Origin of the sequence: Streptomyces sp. HUAS 15-9, assembly GCF_025642155.1 — a bacterium.
Taxonomy (GTDB): Bacteria; Actinomycetota; Actinomycetes; order Streptomycetales; family Streptomycetaceae; genus Streptomyces.
In genome coordinates this window covers 3,164,292-3,179,972 of the sequence record NZ_CP106798.1, presented here as the reverse complement: position 1 = coordinate 3,179,972, position 15,681 = coordinate 3,164,292, and the positions used below count along the sequence as shown (strand labels likewise).

The window sequence follows — 15,681 nt, the reverse complement described above, 5'->3', positions numbered from 1 at the left end:
CTCGCCGCCCTGAAGGACGGCGATTCCCGCCTACCGCGCCGTTGAAGGCTGCGGTGTCGGGTGGGTTCCCAATGGGCAGCAGTTGGAGCCGGAGAAGCCTCGTCCTGACCCAGGTGGATGAACCCTGAAATCGAGAGTGGCTCGATGGTTCTGACTCCGATCGATGGCGGGAGGGACGGGTTGTACTCGTCGTGGGTTCCCGGGGCCAGGACCCCTTGAATGCAGAGTCGAGCCGCCGCTTCTCCCGCCGTCCCGGTCACGTTGCCGGACACCGGCGTCAGCACGATGCCCTCCGTTGATCCGGGCTTGAGCCCCTGAAAAAGACCGGCGGGTGCTGGCGCTCGTGGTCGGCAACGTGACCGATCACATGATCAGACCGTTGACGTTCATGGTCCGAGCCGCTCGCAGGGATCACCTCTGACCTGTTCAGGAGCCATCGAGCTCTTCTCAAGACTGAGGACCCTGCAGGTCGCTGGGGTCACGAACGGCTAATCGGATGACGGGCCATCGAGCCCTGCCATTAGGGAGACGCGTGCCCCGCACGGCTGTGACCAGCCAAAATACGCGACTCACCCGAGAGGACGTGAACCGTATTGAGCGTGTTCTGCGGCATCGACTGGGCCAGCGACCACCACGACGTCGTCCTGGTCGACAACGCCGGATCCTTACTGGACAAGGCCCGTATCGACGACAACGCCGACGGCCTGGCCCACCTCCTGCAGATGCTTACCGAGCACGGCGACAGCGCCGAAGCTCCCATTCCGGTGGCCATCGAGACCTCCCGCGGGCTGCTGGTCGCCTGCCTGCGCGCGACCGGCCGCCCCATCTACGCGATCAACCCGCTGGCCGCAGCACGCTACCGCGACCGGCATGCGGTCTCCCGCAAGAAGTCCGACCACCTCGACGCCGTGGTACTCGCGAACATCCTGCGCACCGACGCCGCCGCCCACCGCCAGCTGCCGGCCGACTCCGAGCTCGCCCAGGCAATCGCGGTCCTCGCCCGCGCTCAGCAGGACGCCGTGTGGGACCGCACCCAGGCCGCCAACAAGCTCACCTCGCACCTCCGCGCGTACTTCCCCGGCTTCCTCGCCTCCGTCGGCGTGCGCCGCGAGGGCGTCTGCCACCCCATCGCCCGCGTCCTGCTTGCGGCCGCCCCCACCCCGGCCAGGCCGCCCAGCTGACCCGCGCCCAGTTGCGGTCGTTGCTGAAGAAGGCCGGTCGCAAGAACACCATCGATGCAGAGGCAGAGCGTCTCCAGACCGCGCTGCGCGCCCGCAGATGCGCCAGCTCCCGCTGGTCGAAGAGGCCATGGGCCGCCAGACCCTCGCCCTGCTGCGGCAGCTGGATGCCGCCTGCGCCAGCGCCGACGACCTCGCCGAGGCCGCGATGGAGTCTTTTAAGCAGCACCCGGACGCCGAGATCATCACCGGCTTCCCAGGGCTCAGCGCGCTCAGCGGCGCCCGGGTGTTCGCCGAGATCGGCGACGACCGATCCCGCTTCGCCGACGCGAAAAGCCTCAAGGCTTACGCCGGTTCGGCCCCGATCACCAGGGCCTCCGGCAAGAGCGTGGCCGTCCTTGCCCGCCGGGTCAAGAACCAGCGACTGGCCGGTGTCGGCTACGTGTGGGCCTTCGCCGCCATGGCCCACTCAGACGGCGCCAGAGCCCACTACGACCGCCGCCGCAAGGCCGGAGACCGCCACACCGCCGCTCAGCGCAACCTTTTCAACCGCATGCTCGGCTGCCTCCACCACTGCCTCACCCACCGCGTCCACTACAGCGAAACGGTGGCCTTCGCCGCCCCATCAGACACTCAACTAGCGGATGCCGCTTGACAGTTCTTCCGCATCGGATGTCTGCTTCGCCGCGCGGTGCCGGGACGAGTCCCGGTCTTACCTGCGCTTCACGGGCTGACACGACCAGTCCGGCCGCCTTGGCGACGTTGACCGCCGAGTTGATGTCCCGGTCCAGGACCGCCCCGCATGCCCTGCACGTCCACACACGGACGTGCAGGGGCTTGGGGCCGTCCTTGACGCCGCACACGGAGCACACCTGAGAGGTCGGCTCGAAGCGGCCGATACGGACGAACGTCCGGCCGTGCCGTGCGGCCTTGTACTCCAGCATGCTCACGAACGCCGACCATCCGGCGTCGTGGATCGACTTGGCCAGGCGCGTGCGGGCGAGTCCCTTCACCGCCAGGTCCTCCACCGCGACCGCTTGGTTCTCGCGGATCAGCTTCGTGGAGAGCTGGTGATGGAACTCGCGGCGCGCATCGGCCACCCGCGCGTACTCGCGAGCGACACGGACCCTGGCCTTGTCCCGGTTCTTGGAGCCCTTCTGTTTGCGGGACAGGTCCCGCTGCGCCTTCTTTAGCCGCTTCTCAGCCCGGCGCAGGAAGCGCGGGCTGTCGATCTTCGTGCCGTCGGAGAGGACCGCGAAGTGCCCAAGTCCGAGGTCGATACCCAACTCGGACGTCGCCACCGGCAGCACCTCAAACGGCCCGGTCTCCACAACGAACGAGGCGAAGTACCGGCTCGCGCTGTCCTTGACCACGGTCACCGTGGACGGGGTAGACGGCAGCGTGCGCGACCACTTCACCTTGAGATCGCCGATCTTCGGCAGGCGTAGCTTCTGCCCCGGCGTGATGGACCAGCGGGCGTTCGCGGTGAACCGGACGGTCTGCCGGGTGTCCCTCCTGGACTTGTACCGGGGTGCCCCCATGCGCGGGCGCTTGCCCTTCAGCCCGTCAAAGAAGTTCCGGTACGCGGTGTCCAGATCCCTCAGGGACTGCTGAAGGACGACCGCCGACACCTCGCCGAGCCAGGCCCGCTCCGGGGTGTTCTTCGCCTCGGTGATGAGCAGCTTCGACAACTCGCCGGTCTTCGGGAACGGCGTGCCCTCGCCGCGGGCGGTCTCCCGAGCGCGAAGCGCGTCGTTGTAGACCACCCGCGCACACCCGAACGCCCTCGCCAACGCCGTGCGCTGACCGGTGCTCGGATACAGGCGGAAGCTGTACCGAAGCTGCATGGTCCACATCATACCAATCATGGCGCTAGAGTGGCGCCATGATCCGTTTCTCTCTCCGTATCCCAGACGACCTTCACACGTGGCTCGTGGAACAGGGCAGGCGCGAGCATCGGTCCCTGAACTCTGAAGTTGTTCATCTACTTGAGGCCGCCCGCACCGCCGCGCCCGCCGAGGTGGACAGTGCAGATCCGTGCACACAGCCGAGGTCAGAGCAGCCTTGAGATTCGCTTCGCCACCGGACCGAAGCCCGGTGCACTGCGCATAGACCCGGTAGCGTCGGATCATGTCCAATCAGGCGGGGGTTTCCCAGTCGGGGGATCGGCGGTCGGCCACGCTGGAAGGTGTGCTCGAGCGGATCACGTATGCCAATGAGGAGAACGGCTACACGGTCGCCCGGGTCGACACCGGCAGAGGTGCCGGTGATCTCCTCACGGTCGTCGGCGCGCTGCTCGGTGCTCAGGTCGGCGAGTCCCTGCGCATGGAGGGCCGCTGGGGCTCTCATCCCCAGTACGGCAAGCAGTTCACCGTCGAGAACTACACGACGGTGCTGCCGGCCACGATCCAGGGCATCCGGCGCTACCTCGGATCCGGGCTGGTCAAGGGCATCGGACCGGTCTTCGCCGACCGCATCACGCAGCACTTCGGGATGGACACCCTGCGGATCATCGAGGAGGAGCCCAAGCGGCTGATCGAGGTCCCCGGCCTGGGGCCCAAGCGGACCAGGAAGATCGCCGACGCCTGGGAGGAGCAGAAGGCGATCAAGGAGGTCATGCTCTTCCTGCAGACGGTGGAGGTCTCGACGTCCATCGCGGTGCGCATCTACAAGAAGTACGGCGACGCCTCGATCTCGGTCGTGAAGAACCAGCCGTACCGGCTGGCCGCCGACGTCTGGGGCATCGGTTTCCTCACCGCCGACAAGATCGCCCAGTCCGTCGGGATTCCCCATGACAGTCCGGAGCGGGTCAAGGCCGGGCTGCAGTACGCGCTCTCGCAATCCGCCGACCAGGGGAACTGCTATCTGCCCGAGGAGCGGCTCATCGCCGACGCGGTGAAGCTGCTGCAGGTCGACACCGGGCTGGTCATCGAGTGCCTCGCCGAGCTGGCGGAGCCGCCCGAGGACGGGTCCGACCCCGGTGTCGTACGGGAGAAGGTCCCGGGTCCGGACGGCGGGGAGCCGGTCACCGCCGTCTACCTCGTCCCCTTCCACCGCGCCGAACTCTCCCTCGCCGCCCAGCTGCTGCGCCTGCTGCGCACCGACGAGGACCGGATGCCCGGCTTCCGGGACGTGACGTGGGACAAGGCGCTGGGCTGGCTGAAGTCCCGCACCGGCGCCGAGCTCGCCCCGGAGCAGGAGGCCGCCGTCAAGCTGGCGCTGACCGAGAAGGTCGCCGTCCTGACCGGCGGGCCCGGCTGTGGCAAGTCCTTCACGGTCCGCTCGATCGTGGAGCTGGCCCGCGCCAAGAAGGCCAGGGTCGTGCTCGCCGCGCCCACCGGCCGGGCCGCCAAGCGCCTGGCCGAGCTGACCGGAGCCGAGGCGTCCACCGTCCACCGGCTCCTCGAGCTCAAGCCGGGCGGCGACGCGGCGTACGACAAGGACCGCCCGCTGGAGGCCGACCTGGTGGTGGTGGACGAGGCCTCCATGCTGGACCTGCTGCTCGCCAACAAGCTGGTCAAGGCGGTGGCTCCGGGGGCCCATCTGCTGTTCGTGGGGGACGTGGACCAGCTGCCCAGCGTGGGCGCGGGCGAGGTGCTGAGGGATCTGCTGGCCGACCGCGGCCCGATCCCGGCGGTCCGCCTGACCAGGGTTTTTCGCCAGGCGCAACAGTCGGGGGTGGTGACCAACGCGCACCGGATCAACGCGGGGCAGCATCCGCTCACCGACGGGATGAAGGACTTCTTCCTGTTCGTCGAGGACGAGACGGAGGAGGCGGGGCGGCTCACCGTGGATGTGGCGGCCCGGCGCATTCCGGCGAAGTTCGGGCTCGACCCGCGCCGGGACGTCCAGGTCCTGGCGCCGATGCACCGCGGCCCAGCGGGCGCCGGCACGCTCAACGGCCTGTTGCAGCAGGCCATCACGCCCGGGCGCCCCGACCTGCCCGAGAAGCGGTTCGGCGGCCGGGTCTTCCGTGTCGGCGACAAGGTCACCCAGATTCGCAACAATTACGAGAAGGGCAAGAACGGTGTCTTCAACGGCACCGTGGGCGTGGTCACCTCGCTCGACCCGGTCGACCAGCGCCTCACGGTGCTGACGGACGAGGACGAGGAGGTTCCGTACGAATTCGACGAGCTGGACGAGCTGGCGCACGCGTACGCGGTGACCATCCACCGCTCGCAGGGCAGTGAGTATCCGGCGGTGGTGATCCCGGTCACCACGGGCGCCTGGATGATGCTGCAGCGCAACCTGCTCTACACGGCGGTCACCCGGGCGAAGAAGCTGGTCGTCCTCGTCGGTTCACGCAAGGCGATCGGCCAGGCGGTGCGCACGGTGTCGGCCGGGCGACGTTGTACGGCACTGGACTATCGGCTCGATCTCAAAAAATGATCGATCAAACGAGTCGCGAAGGTCACAGAGCACTTCCAGATGGCGAAACAACCGGGCAGGATGAGCAGGTTGGCGGCACTGAGTGCCGTCAGTGAGCCCAATGGTCGACCCCCAGTGCACTCTCCTGAGCCAAATGGGGGATGGTAGAGACAGTCAGGGCACCTCGAAGAAGAGGCACTACGTCGGGTGAGGGAAGACGTGAGCGACAACTCTGTAGTACTGCGGTACGGCGATGGCGAGTACACCTACCCGGTGATCGACAGCACCGTCGGTGACAAGGGCTTCGACATCGGGAAGCTCCGCGCCCAGACCGGTCTGGTGACTCTGGACAGCGGCTACGGCAACACCGCCGCCTACAAATCCGCGATCACCTACCTCGACGGCGAGGGGGGCATCCTCCGGTACCGCGGCTACCCGATCGAGCAGCTGGCCGAGCGCTCCACGTTCCTCGAGGTGGCGTACCTGCTGATCCACGGTGAGCTGCCGACCGTCGACGAGCTCACCGTCTTCAAGAACGACATCACGCAGCACACCCTGCTGCACGAGGACGTCAAGAACTTCTACAAGGGCTTCCCGCGCGACGCCCACCCGATGGCGATGCTGTCGTCGGTCGTCTCGGCGCTGTCCACGTTCTACCAGGACAGCCACAACCCGTTCGACGAGAAGCAGCGCAACCTCTCGACGATCCGTCTGCTTGCCAAGCTCCCGACGATCGCGGCCTACGCGTACAAGAAGTCGATCGGTCACCCGTTCGTCTACCCGCGCAACGACCTCGGCTACGTCGAGAACTTCCTCCGCATGACCTTCTCGGTCCCCGCGCAGGACTACGACCTGGACCCGGTCGTCGTCTCCGCGCTCGACAAGCTGCTGATCCTGCACGCGGACCACGAGCAGAACTGTTCGACGTCGACGGTCCGCCTGGTCGGCTCGTCGCAGGCGAACATGTTCGCGTCGATCTCGGCCGGCATCTCCGCCCTGTGGGGCCCGCTGCACGGCGGCGCCAACCAGTCCGTCCTGGAGATGCTGGAGGGCATCCAGGCGTCCGGCGGCGATGTCGACTCCTTCATCCGCAAGGTGAAGAACAAGGAGGACGGCGTTCGTCTGATGGGCTTCGGCCACCGGGTCTACAAGAACTTCGACCCGCGCGCGAAGATCATCAAGGCGGCGGCGCACGACGTCCTCTCGGCCCTCGGCAAGTCCGACGAGCTGCTGGACATCGCGCTGAAGCTGGAGGAGCACGCGCTCTCCGACGACTACTTCGTCTCGCGCAGCCTCTACCCGAACGTCGACTTCTACACCGGCCTGATCTACCGGGCCATGGGCTTCCCGACCGAGATGTTCACGGTCCTGTTCGCCCTCGGCCGGCTGCCGGGCTGGATCGCCCAGTGGCACGAGATGATCAAGGAGCCGGGCTCCCGCATCGGCCGCCCGCGCCAGATCTACACGGGCGTGGTGGAGCGCGACTTCATCCCGGTCGAGGAGCGCTGACAGCTGCCGGTGGGGGCGCCGGGTTGCTGGTGCCCCTGTCACGGTGGAGCGAGCCGTAAAACACGGTGGAGCGAGCCGTAAGAAGCAAGAGAGAAGGCGCCCTGGAGCGTCGGTCCCCCCACGGGCCGACGACCAGGGCGCCTTCCCATGTCCCGGTACGGATTCCCCCCACGGGATCCGGCCGGGCGTTTGCGAGGACAGCGCCTGAATCGCTGGTTGAGCACAACGAGCAGAACTCGCCGTACTCGGTCGTGCTCCAGTGATGCGGTGCGATCTGCCGGGACCCGTACCGATCGGGAGGGCCGCTCAAAGCTTCCCGAAGTACGCGCCCCGGCAACGCAATTCTGAGGAAGTCCCCCAAGACATCCCCAGATGCCGTCCAACGCCCCCCAAGACGCTGTCCGACATCGTCAACTTAGACCTTCGAACCCCTTCGATGGTTACGTTCACATCACTGTGATCTGCGTCTCTTGCATATGTCCGTTAGATACGCAAGAGCCCCGATACGACGATCGAAGCCCAAGCGTAAGGATGATGCGCGAGCCTTGTGAAGAGCTTATGTGAGGCGCGCGTTGGTCTCTAGGGGGACTCTTACTTCGACTTGGCCGTACCGTCGGTAACTTCAGCGGAACGTACGGAGCCGGAGGCTGTTCGTCACCACGAACACCGACGAGAAGGCCATCGCCGCCCCCGCGATCATCGGGTTCAGCAGCCCGGCCGCGGCCAGCGGCAGCGCGGCGACGTTGTAGCCGAACGCCCACACCAGGTTGCCCTTGATCGTGGCCAGTGTCCGCCGCGACAGCCGGATGGCGTCCGCGGCCACCCGCAGATCCCCCCGCACCAGCGTGAGGTCGCCCGCCTCGATCGCCGCGTCCGTACCGGTCCCCATCGCCAGACCCAGATCGGCGGTGGCGAGCGCGGCCGCGTCGTTGACGCCGTCACCCACCATGGCGACCGTCCGCCCCTCGCCCTGCAGCCGTCGTACGACCGCCACCTTGTCCTCGGGCAGCACCTCGGCGATCACCTCGTCGATGCCCACGGCACGCGCGACCGTCTCGGCCACCGCCCGGTTGTCCCCGGTGAGCAGCACCGGAGTGAGCCCGAGCGCGCGCAGTTCGCGCACCGCCTCGGCGCTGGTCTGCTTGACCGCGTCGGCGACGGCGAGGACGCCGCGCGCCGTGCCGTCCCAGCCGACCACGACGGCCGTACGGCCGCCCTTCTCGGCCTCGTCCCGGGCGTGGGCCACGTCCTCCGGGAGCGCCTCGAAAAGGCGGCCCACGGCCACCTCACGGCCCGCCACGCGCCCGCGTACGCCCCGCCCGGGGACGTTCTCGAAGTGCTCGACGTCCGGCAGCGTCCCGATGCGCTTCTCGGCGCCCGCCGCGACCGCCCGGGCGACCGGGTGCTCGGAGGCGTGCTCCAGGGCGCCCGCGAGCCGCAGTAGCTCCTTCTCGTCGGTGCCCTCGGCGGCGTACACCTCCTGGAGGGTCATCCGGCCGGTGGTGACCGTGCCGGTCTTGTCCAGGACGACGGTGTCGACGCGGCGGGTGGACTCCAGGACCTCCGGGCCCTTGATCAGGATGCCGAGCTGGGCGCCCCGGCCGGTGCCGACCATCAGCGCGGTCGGCGTGGCCAGACCCAGCGCGCACGGGCAGGCGATGATCAGTACGGCGACGGCGGCGGTGAAGGCGGCCACGCTGTCCCCGGTGACACCGAGCCACACACCGAACGTACCCAGCGCGATGAGGATGACCACCGGCACGAACACCGCCGAGACCCGGTCGGCCAGCCGCTGCACCTCCGCCTTGCCGTTCTGCGCGTCCTCCACCAGCTTCGCCATCCGGGAGAGCTGGGTGTCCGCGCCGACCCGGGTCGCCTCGACGACCAGCCGGCCCCCGGCGTTGACCGTCGCGCCCGTCACGGTCGAGCCGGGCGACACGTCCACCGGCACCGACTCGCCGGTCAGCATGGCGGTGTCGACCGCGGACACGCCCTCGACCACGGTGCCGTCGGTGGCGATCTTCTCGCCGGGCCGTACGACGAACCGGTCGCCGACCGCCAGGGAGGCCACCGGAACCCGCACCTCACGGCCGCCCGCCCGTCTCCCGCCACCGCCCTCAACCGAGAGCGCTCCGCGCTCGCCCCCCTCGTATCGCAGGACGGCGACGTCCTTGGCGCCGAGCTCCATCAGCGCCCGCAGCGCGGCCCCGGCGCGCCGCTTGGAGCGCGCCTCCAGATAGCGGCCGAGCAGGATCAGCGCGACGACTCCGGCGGCGACCTCGAGGTAGATGGTGGACGCGCCGTCCATGCGGGAGACGGTGAACCGGAACTCGTCGTGCATGCCCGCCATGCCCGCGTCGCCGAAGAACAGCGCCCACAGCGACCAGCCGAACGCGGCCAGCGTGCCGACCGAGACGAGGGTGTCCATGGTGGCGGCGCCGTGCCGGGCGTTGGTCCACGCGGCCCGGTGGAAGGGCAGTCCGCCCCAGACGACGACCGGGGCCGCGAGGGTGAGCGAGAGCCACTGCCAGTTGTCGAACTGCAGCGCCGGGATCATGGCCAGCAGCACCACCGGGGCGGCGAGCAGGGCGGAGACCAGCAGACGGTGACGCAGGGCGGTGAGTTCGGGGTCCGCCTCGGGCGCTTCCGCGTTCTCGGGCGCGGCCTCGGGTTCGGGGCGCGGCGGTGGGGGCTCCTCGGCCGTGTACCCCGTCTTCACCACGGTGGCGATCAGATCGGCGACCTGCACGCCCTCGGCGTACGAGACCTTCGCCTTCTCCGTCGCGTAGTTCACCGTGGCGGTGACCCCGTCCATCCGGTTGAGCTTCTTCTCGACCCGGGCGGCGCACGAGGCGCAGGTCATCCCGCCGATGACGAGCTCGACCTCGGCGGTCCCGGTGTGTATCGGCGTATCCGTGGTGCTGCTGGTCGTGTCTGTGGTGCTGCTGGTCATGTCCGGACTCCAGACATCGGACCGGACCGTACGGAAGCCAGTATCAGCTGGTCGGTACGGCCCGGTCGGAGGCGAAAGGTTTCGGGCCCCGCTCGCTGTGCCGGGCCCGGAGGGTCAGGCCTTGCGGACGAGCTCGAAGCCGGCCTCGTCGACGGCGGCGCGGACGGCCTCCTCGTCGAGCGGGGCGGCGGAGACCACGGTGACCTCGCCGGTGGAGGCGACGGCCTTCACCGATTCGACGCCGGGGATCTCGGAGATCTCACTGGAGACGGAGCCCTCGCAGTGTCCGCAGCTCATCCCGCTCACCTTGTAGACGGTGGTGACGGAGCCCGGGGTGTCGGTCTGGGTGGTCATGTCGTTGCTCCTCGTCGAGGCGTGTGAGGCCGGTGGGACCCACGATGAGGCCCTCATTCCTCACACTATACCCCTAGGGGGTACCTCTCCAAGAGCTGTCCCGGCGTGCCAGCGAGCACACCCAGCCGATGCCCAGCAGCGACACGAGCGCCAGACCGCCGATCGAGAAGAGCGCGAAGAGGTGGTCCCGCACCTCGGTGGGCGCGGGAAGGTATCCCTGGGCGAGCGGCTGCCGGTCCGGTCCGGTGCCCACCAGATGGGCCACGAACCAGGCCGCCGCGCCGTGCGTGGCGTCCCACAGGGCGTGCAGCAGACAGACGCCGGCGTAGGTGGCGACGACCGGGGAGACGAGCTGGAAGCGGCCGTTCGGACGGCGGTGGGAGAGCAGTACGGCACCCGTGATCGCCGTCCACAGGCCGTACCCGAAGGGTGTCAGCACCCCGCGCAGGAGTTCGGTCTCGAGCAGTGCCCGCAGATCGACGCCGTCGGCGGAGACGGCCGCGTCGAAGGCGTAGCCGACGCTCTCCAGCGCCGCGAAGCCGAGGCCGACGGTCGCGCCGAGCACCATCCCGGCCCGGGTGCCGCGGATCCCGGGCTGCCGGCGCAGCACGAACACCAGCGCGCCGAGCTTCGCCGCCTCCTCGATCAGCCCGACGCCGACGAACATCGACAGGGAGGGGTGGAGTAGGTGGTACTCCGTCACCGACGCGCCCAGCACGCCGAGCGCGCCGCCGGCCAGGAGGCAGCCGAGGACCGCGCTGACCCCCAGGTCGCGGCTGTGCCGCTCGTAGGCCCAGAGCGTGAAGGTGACGGGGACGAGGAAGCCGCCGAGCAGGATCAGGGTGGGCAGGAGCGCGGAGTTCCTCGTCGCGTACGTCACCAGCGCGGTCAGCACCCACAGACCGAGCCCGCCGCCCAGGCAGCGCCGCCACAGACCGGCGCGGATGCGGGGGTAGGGCGGTGGGGGCTGCTTCGGGCCGGGGATGCGGGCGCGGGGCGCGCCGGGCGGCGGAGAGTGGGTCACGGCAAGTCCCCTCGTGCTCCTGCTGACTGAGGCGATTCATCCGCACCTTAAGCAGATGTGCCTTGTGCCGCAGTCCGAGGGGAACGCGGTGAATACGGCTGTCCGGTGGGATGTATGCCTTGTCGCGGTCCGGGGCGCGTGGTCTGCCCGGGTGTGCCCTACGTCGCCGTCCGGCCGCCGCCGCTGACGCCGAGTCGGCTGCCGACCAGGGGCTCCAGGTAGCGGATGAGGACGTTCTTCACTTCCTGGATGTACGCCTCGCGCTCCGCGCCCTCATGGGTGAGGACCAGCTCCAGGCCCGCCTTGTAGATGCCGAGGCAGATCTGCGCCGTGCGCGTGACGTCGGCCGGGGGTGTGTCCGGGAGGTACGAGGACAGCAGCTCTTCGATGCGGGCGACGAGAGTGGAGTGCAGCGCGTCGTGTTCCTCGGCGATCCGGCCGGGGATGTCGGGGCCGTGCATGAGCGCGAAGAACACGGGGTGCTCGGTGTTGAAGGCCATGAAGCGGTCGACGGCCGCGGAGACGGCCTCCGCCAGCGGGGTGTCGGGGTCGACCGGCGCGAGCGCCTCGCCGTACGTCTCCCGCATCTCGTGCATCAGCCGGTCGCCCAGTTCGATCGCGATCGCTTCCTTGTTCGGGAAGAACTGGTAGAGCGTGCCCGGCGAGACGCGTGCCTCGCGGGCGATGGCGTTGGTGCTGGAGGCCGTGTAGCCGGTCGTGCAGAAGACGGAGGCCGCGGCCTCCAGCAACTGGGCGATGCGCCGCTCGCCGCGGGCCTGGCGGCGGCGCGGCTGCTCCTTGCCCTGTTCCTTCCCCGGCTTATCGGGCACGGCTTATCCCCAGCTTCCGAGCGTGATTGACAAACGCGAGTGATCGCTCGCATTCTTGGTAAACGCGAGCGATGTCTCGTGTTTGTCAGTCTATGGCAATGACCGATCCATGCTGCCTGTCTGCGTACAGCACGGGTCACGGTGAAGGGGACACCGCACGATGACCGAAGTCAACAGGCCACCCCGGGTCGGCGGGTGGACCCGCTTCGTGACCGCCCGGCCGCGGCTGTCGCTGCTCGCGGCGCTGGTGCTCACCGTGCTCGCGGTGCTGGCCGGCAGCGGCGTCGCCGACCGCCTCGGCAGCGGCGGCTGGGAGGACCCGAACGCCGAGTCCACCTACGCGACCAAGGCGCTGGAGCGCGAGTTCCCCGACTCCCAGCCCAACCTCCTGCTCCTTGTCGACTCCGGCCGGGCCTCGGTCGACGACCCGGCGGTCGCCGCCCAGGCCCGCACCCTCGTCGAGCGTCTGTCCGGTGAGAAGGGCGTCGTGGGCGTCGGCTCCTACTGGCAGGCCGATCCCTCGGCGGCTCCGGCCCTGCGCGCGAAGGACGGCCACGAGGCGCTGATAGCCGCCCGCATCACGGGCGACGAGAAGGCGATGGGGGACACCCTGGACCGCATCGCGCCCCACTACCGAGGGGCGCACGGTCCGGTGAAGGTCAAGGTCGGCGGCATCGTCGCCGTGCGGCACGAGATGCAGACGATCATCAAGGAGGACCTGGCCCGGGCCGAGCTGATCGCCCTTCCGGTGACGCTCCTGCTGCTGGTGATGGTCTTCGGCAGCGCCGTCGCGGCCCTGCTGCCGCTGGGCATCGGCATCGTGGCCATCCTGGGGACGAACGCGGTGCTGCGCGGTCTGACGGAGCTCACCGACGTCTCCGTCTTCGCGCTGAACCTCACCACCGCCCTGGGCCTCGGCCTCGCCATCGACTACGCACTCTTCATCGTCCGCCGTTTCCGCGAGGAACTGTCCACGGGGGCCGAGCCGTTGACGGCCGTCGGCACCACCCTGCGCACGGCGGGGCGCACGGTGCTCTTCTCCGCGCTCACGGTCGCGGTGTCCCTGGCGGCGATGCTGCTCTTCCCGCAGTACTTCCTGCGCTCCTTCGCCTACGCGGGCATAGCCGTCGTGCTGCTGGCCGCCGCGGCCGCCCTGATCCTGCTCCCCGCCGCGCTGATGCTGCTCGGCCACCGGGTGAACTCCCTCGACCTGCGCCGTCTGTTCCGCCGCGGCCGGGAGCCGAAGGTCTCCGGCGAGGAGGGCACGGCCTGGTCGCGCACCGCGACGCTGGTCATGCGCCGCGCCCCGTTCTTCGCCGTCGGCACCACGGCGCTCCTGATCCTCCTCGGACTGCCCTTCCTGGGCGTGAAGTTCGGCACGGCGGACGACCGCCAGCTGCCGTCGGGCGCCGAGTCCCACGTCGTGCAGCAGCACATCCGGGACGGCTTCCCCGGCAGCCCCGGCGGCGGACTCGAGGTGCTGGCCGAGGGGAAGGCGACCAAGGCGCAGTACGCCGCCTACGCACAGCGCGTCTCCGCCCTGCCGGAGGTGGCACGGGTCGACGGCCCGCTGGTGAGGGGCGACTCGGCGTACTTCACGGTGCTGCCGAAGGGCGAGGCCGTGGACGACGAGGCCCAGAGCCTGGTGGGCGACCTGCGCACGATGGACGCCCCGTTCGACACCGAGGTGACCGGCACGGCCGCCGTCCTGGTCGACTCCAAGCACGCGATAGCCGAACGCCTGCCGTGGGCGGCCGCGTTCATCGCGATCGTCACCCTGTTCCTGGTCTTCCTGCTCACCGGCAGCGTGCTGATACCTCTCCAGGCGGTGGTGCTCAACGCGCTCAGCCTGACGGCGATGTTCGGCGCGGTGGTCTGGGTCTTCCAGGACGGCCATCTCTCCGGCCCGCTCGGCTTCACCAGCCCCGGCTCCATCGAGACGACCCTGCCGGTCCTGATGTTCTGTGTGGCCTTCGGTCTCTCCATGGACTACGGCGTGTTCCTGCTCTCCCGCATCAAGGAGGAGCACGACCGCACGGGCGACCACAACGAGGCGGTGCGGCACGGGTTGCAGCGCACGGGCGGGCTGATCACCGCGGCGGCGGTCATCCTGGCCGTGGTGATGGTCGCGATCGGCACCTCCCGGGTGACCAACACCAAGATGCTCGGCCTGGGCATCGCGCTCGCCGTGGTGATGGACGCGATGGTCGTCCGCAGCCTGCTGGTCCCGGCGATCATGCGCCTGACCGGCCGTGCCACCTGGTGGGCGCCGGGTCCGCTGCGCCGCTTCCACGAGCGGTTCGGGCTGAGCGAGGGAGAGCCGGCCGCGGCCGCCGAGGCGGACGAGGAGAAGGAGAGCGCGACGGTGTGAACGGCGGGGGTGGTCTGCGAAGCTGTGGCACATGAGAGCCGTGGTGTTCGAGCAGTACGGGGAGCCGGCCGAGGTGCGCGAGGTGCCCGACCCGGAGCCCGCCGAGCACGGGGTCGTGGTCCGGGTCGAGGCGACCGGACTGTGCCGAAGTGACTGGCACGGCTGGATGGGACACGACCCGGACATCCGGCTCCCGCACGTGCCGGGGCACGAACTCGCCGGTGTTGTTGAGGCGGTGGGCCCCCGGGTGACCGGATGGCGCTCCGGCGACCGGGTCACCGTGCCCTTCGTCTGCGCCTGCGGCAGCTGCCCCTCCTGCGCTGCGGGCGACCAGCAGGTGTGCGAGCGGCAGACCCAGCCGGGCTTCCACCACTGGGGCTCCTACGCCCAGTACGTGGCACTCGACCACGCCGATGTGAATCTGGTCGCGGTCCCGGATGGCATGTCCTTCGCCACCGCGGCCTCCCTGGGCTGCCGCTTCGCGACCGCCTTCCGCGCGGTGGTCCAGCAGGGCCGGGTGTCGGCGGGGGAGTGGGTCGCGGTGCACGGCTGCGGGGGTGTGGGCCTGTCGGCGGTGATGATCGCCGCGGCGTCGGGCGCCCGGGTGGTCGCCGTCGACGTCTCCCCCCAAGTCCTGGACCTGGCGCGGAAGTTCGGCGCGGCGGAGTGCGTGGACGCGACGCGTGTGCCGGACACGGCGGCAGCCGTCCTCGACCTGACCGGAGGCGGTGCCCACCTCTCGCTCGACGCGCTCGGCTCCCCGTCCACCTGCGCCGCCTCGGTGAACGGTCTGCGCCGCCGCGGCCGCCATGTCCAGGTCGGCCTCCTGCCCTCCCTGGACGGTACGACCCCGGTCCCCATGGCCCGCGCGATCGCCCTGGAGCTCGAACTCCTCGGCAGCCACGGCATGGCCGCGCACACCTACCCGGCGATGCTGGAGCTGGTCCGCGCGGGAGTCCTGCGCCCCGACCTGCTGGTCACCTCGACGATCCCACTGGACGCGGCCCCGGCCGCACTCGCGGCGATGGGCACGGCACCGGGCGCGGGCGTCACGGTCGTCGAACCCTGGAGCTGAGCCGGCCGGGGTGCCCGTG

General features: G+C 69.6%; 10 protein-coding genes and 1 pseudogene. 6 read left to right on the top strand and 5 right to left on the bottom strand.

What is annotated here, in order from left to right; all coding sequences use genetic code 11:
* Nucleotides 1-593 precede the first annotated feature (593 nt).
* Nucleotides 594-1,833 (top strand): annotated as a pseudogene (locus tag N8I87_RS14535) (IS110 family RNA-guided transposase).
* Here N8I87_RS14535 and N8I87_RS14530 read toward each other — a convergent pair.
* Entirely contained in the window at nt 1,757-3,025 is a 1,269-nt protein-coding gene (locus tag N8I87_RS14530; protein WP_263208937.1) for an RNA-guided endonuclease InsQ/TnpB family protein, read from the bottom strand. The pseudogene N8I87_RS14535 and the gene N8I87_RS14530 overlap by 77 nt on opposite strands.
* Before the next feature lie 38 nt (nt 3,026-3,063).
* On the opposite strand from N8I87_RS14530, the gene N8I87_RS14525 reads away from it, so the two are divergent.
* The 3 genes from N8I87_RS14525 (at nt 3,064) to N8I87_RS14515 (ending at nt 7,055) form a co-directional block, all read left to right on the top strand.
* Nucleotides 3,064-3,246, top strand: a complete 183-nt coding sequence (locus N8I87_RS14525; protein WP_263208936.1) for an Arc family DNA-binding protein — start codon at nt 3,064-3,066, stop codon at nt 3,244-3,246.
* A gap of 62 nt (nt 3,247-3,308) precedes the next feature.
* A complete protein-coding gene (gene recD2 / locus N8I87_RS14520) occupies nt 3,309-5,567 on the top strand; it encodes an SF1B family DNA helicase RecD2 (protein ID WP_263208935.1) in 2,259 nt (752 codons plus the stop codon).
* Between the two features lie 198 nt (nt 5,568-5,765).
* Nucleotides 5,766-7,055: a citrate synthase gene (locus tag N8I87_RS14515; protein WP_263208933.1), complete on the top strand. Its 1,290-nt coding sequence runs from the start codon at nt 5,766-5,768 to the stop codon at nt 7,053-7,055.
* Between the two features lie 622 nt (nt 7,056-7,677).
* On the opposite strand, the gene N8I87_RS14510 is transcribed toward N8I87_RS14515, so the two are convergent.
* From N8I87_RS14510 to N8I87_RS14495, 4 genes are all read right to left on the bottom strand, one after another.
* On the bottom strand, nt 7,678-10,008 hold the full coding sequence (locus N8I87_RS14510; RefSeq protein ID WP_263208931.1) for a heavy metal translocating P-type ATPase: 2,331 nt from the start codon (nt 10,006-10,008) through the stop codon (nt 7,678-7,680).
* A gap of 114 nt (nt 10,009-10,122) precedes the next feature.
* Complete coding sequence (locus N8I87_RS14505; protein ID WP_263208929.1) at nt 10,123-10,362, bottom strand: heavy-metal-associated domain-containing protein; 240 nt, start codon at nt 10,360-10,362, stop codon at nt 10,123-10,125.
* Between the two features lie 73 nt (nt 10,363-10,435).
* The gene (locus N8I87_RS14500; protein ID WP_263208927.1) at nt 10,436-11,386 is read right to left on the bottom strand and encodes a PrsW family intramembrane metalloprotease; all 951 of its coding nucleotides are present in this window, start codon (nt 11,384-11,386) and stop codon (nt 10,436-10,438) included.
* 158 nt (nt 11,387-11,544) lie between these two features.
* The gene (locus N8I87_RS14495) at nt 11,545-12,216 is read right to left on the bottom strand and encodes a TetR family transcriptional regulator (protein WP_263208925.1); all 672 of its coding nucleotides are present in this window, start codon (nt 12,214-12,216) and stop codon (nt 11,545-11,547) included.
* Nucleotides 12,217-12,376: 160 nt separating this feature from the next.
* On the opposite strand from N8I87_RS14495, the gene N8I87_RS14490 reads away from it, so the two are divergent.
* Entirely contained in the window at nt 12,377-14,587 is a 2,211-nt protein-coding gene (locus N8I87_RS14490; RefSeq protein ID WP_263208924.1) for an MMPL family transporter, read from the top strand.
* A gap of 31 nt (nt 14,588-14,618) precedes the next feature.
* Nucleotides 14,619-15,662, top strand: a complete 1,044-nt coding sequence (locus N8I87_RS14485) for a zinc-dependent alcohol dehydrogenase family protein (protein WP_263208922.1) — start codon at nt 14,619-14,621, stop codon at nt 15,660-15,662.
* Nucleotides 15,663-15,681: the final 19 nt, after the last annotated feature.

Coding starts and splice junctions, on each gene's coding strand:
- N8I87_RS14525 (WP_263208936.1), top strand. CDS start 3,064: ATGATCCGTTTCTCTCTCCGTATCCCAGACGACCTTCACACGTGGCTC.
- recD2 (WP_263208935.1), top strand. CDS start 3,309: ATGTCCAATCAGGCGGGGGTTTCCCAGTCGGGGGATCGGCGGTCGGCC.
- N8I87_RS14490 (WP_263208924.1), top strand. CDS start 12,377: ATGACCGAAGTCAACAGGCCACCCCGGGTCGGCGGGTGGACCCGCTTC.
- N8I87_RS14510 (WP_263208931.1), bottom strand. CDS start 10,008: ATGACCAGCAGCACCACAGACACGACCAGCAGCACCACGGATACGCCG.
- N8I87_RS14505 (WP_263208929.1), bottom strand. CDS start 10,362: ATGACCACCCAGACCGACACCCCGGGCTCCGTCACCACCGTCTACAAG.
- N8I87_RS14530 (WP_263208937.1), bottom strand. CDS start 3,025: ATGCAGCTTCGGTACAGCTTCCGCCTGTATCCGAGCACCGGTCAGCGC.
- N8I87_RS14485 (WP_263208922.1), top strand. CDS start 14,619: ATGAGAGCCGTGGTGTTCGAGCAGTACGGGGAGCCGGCCGAGGTGCGC.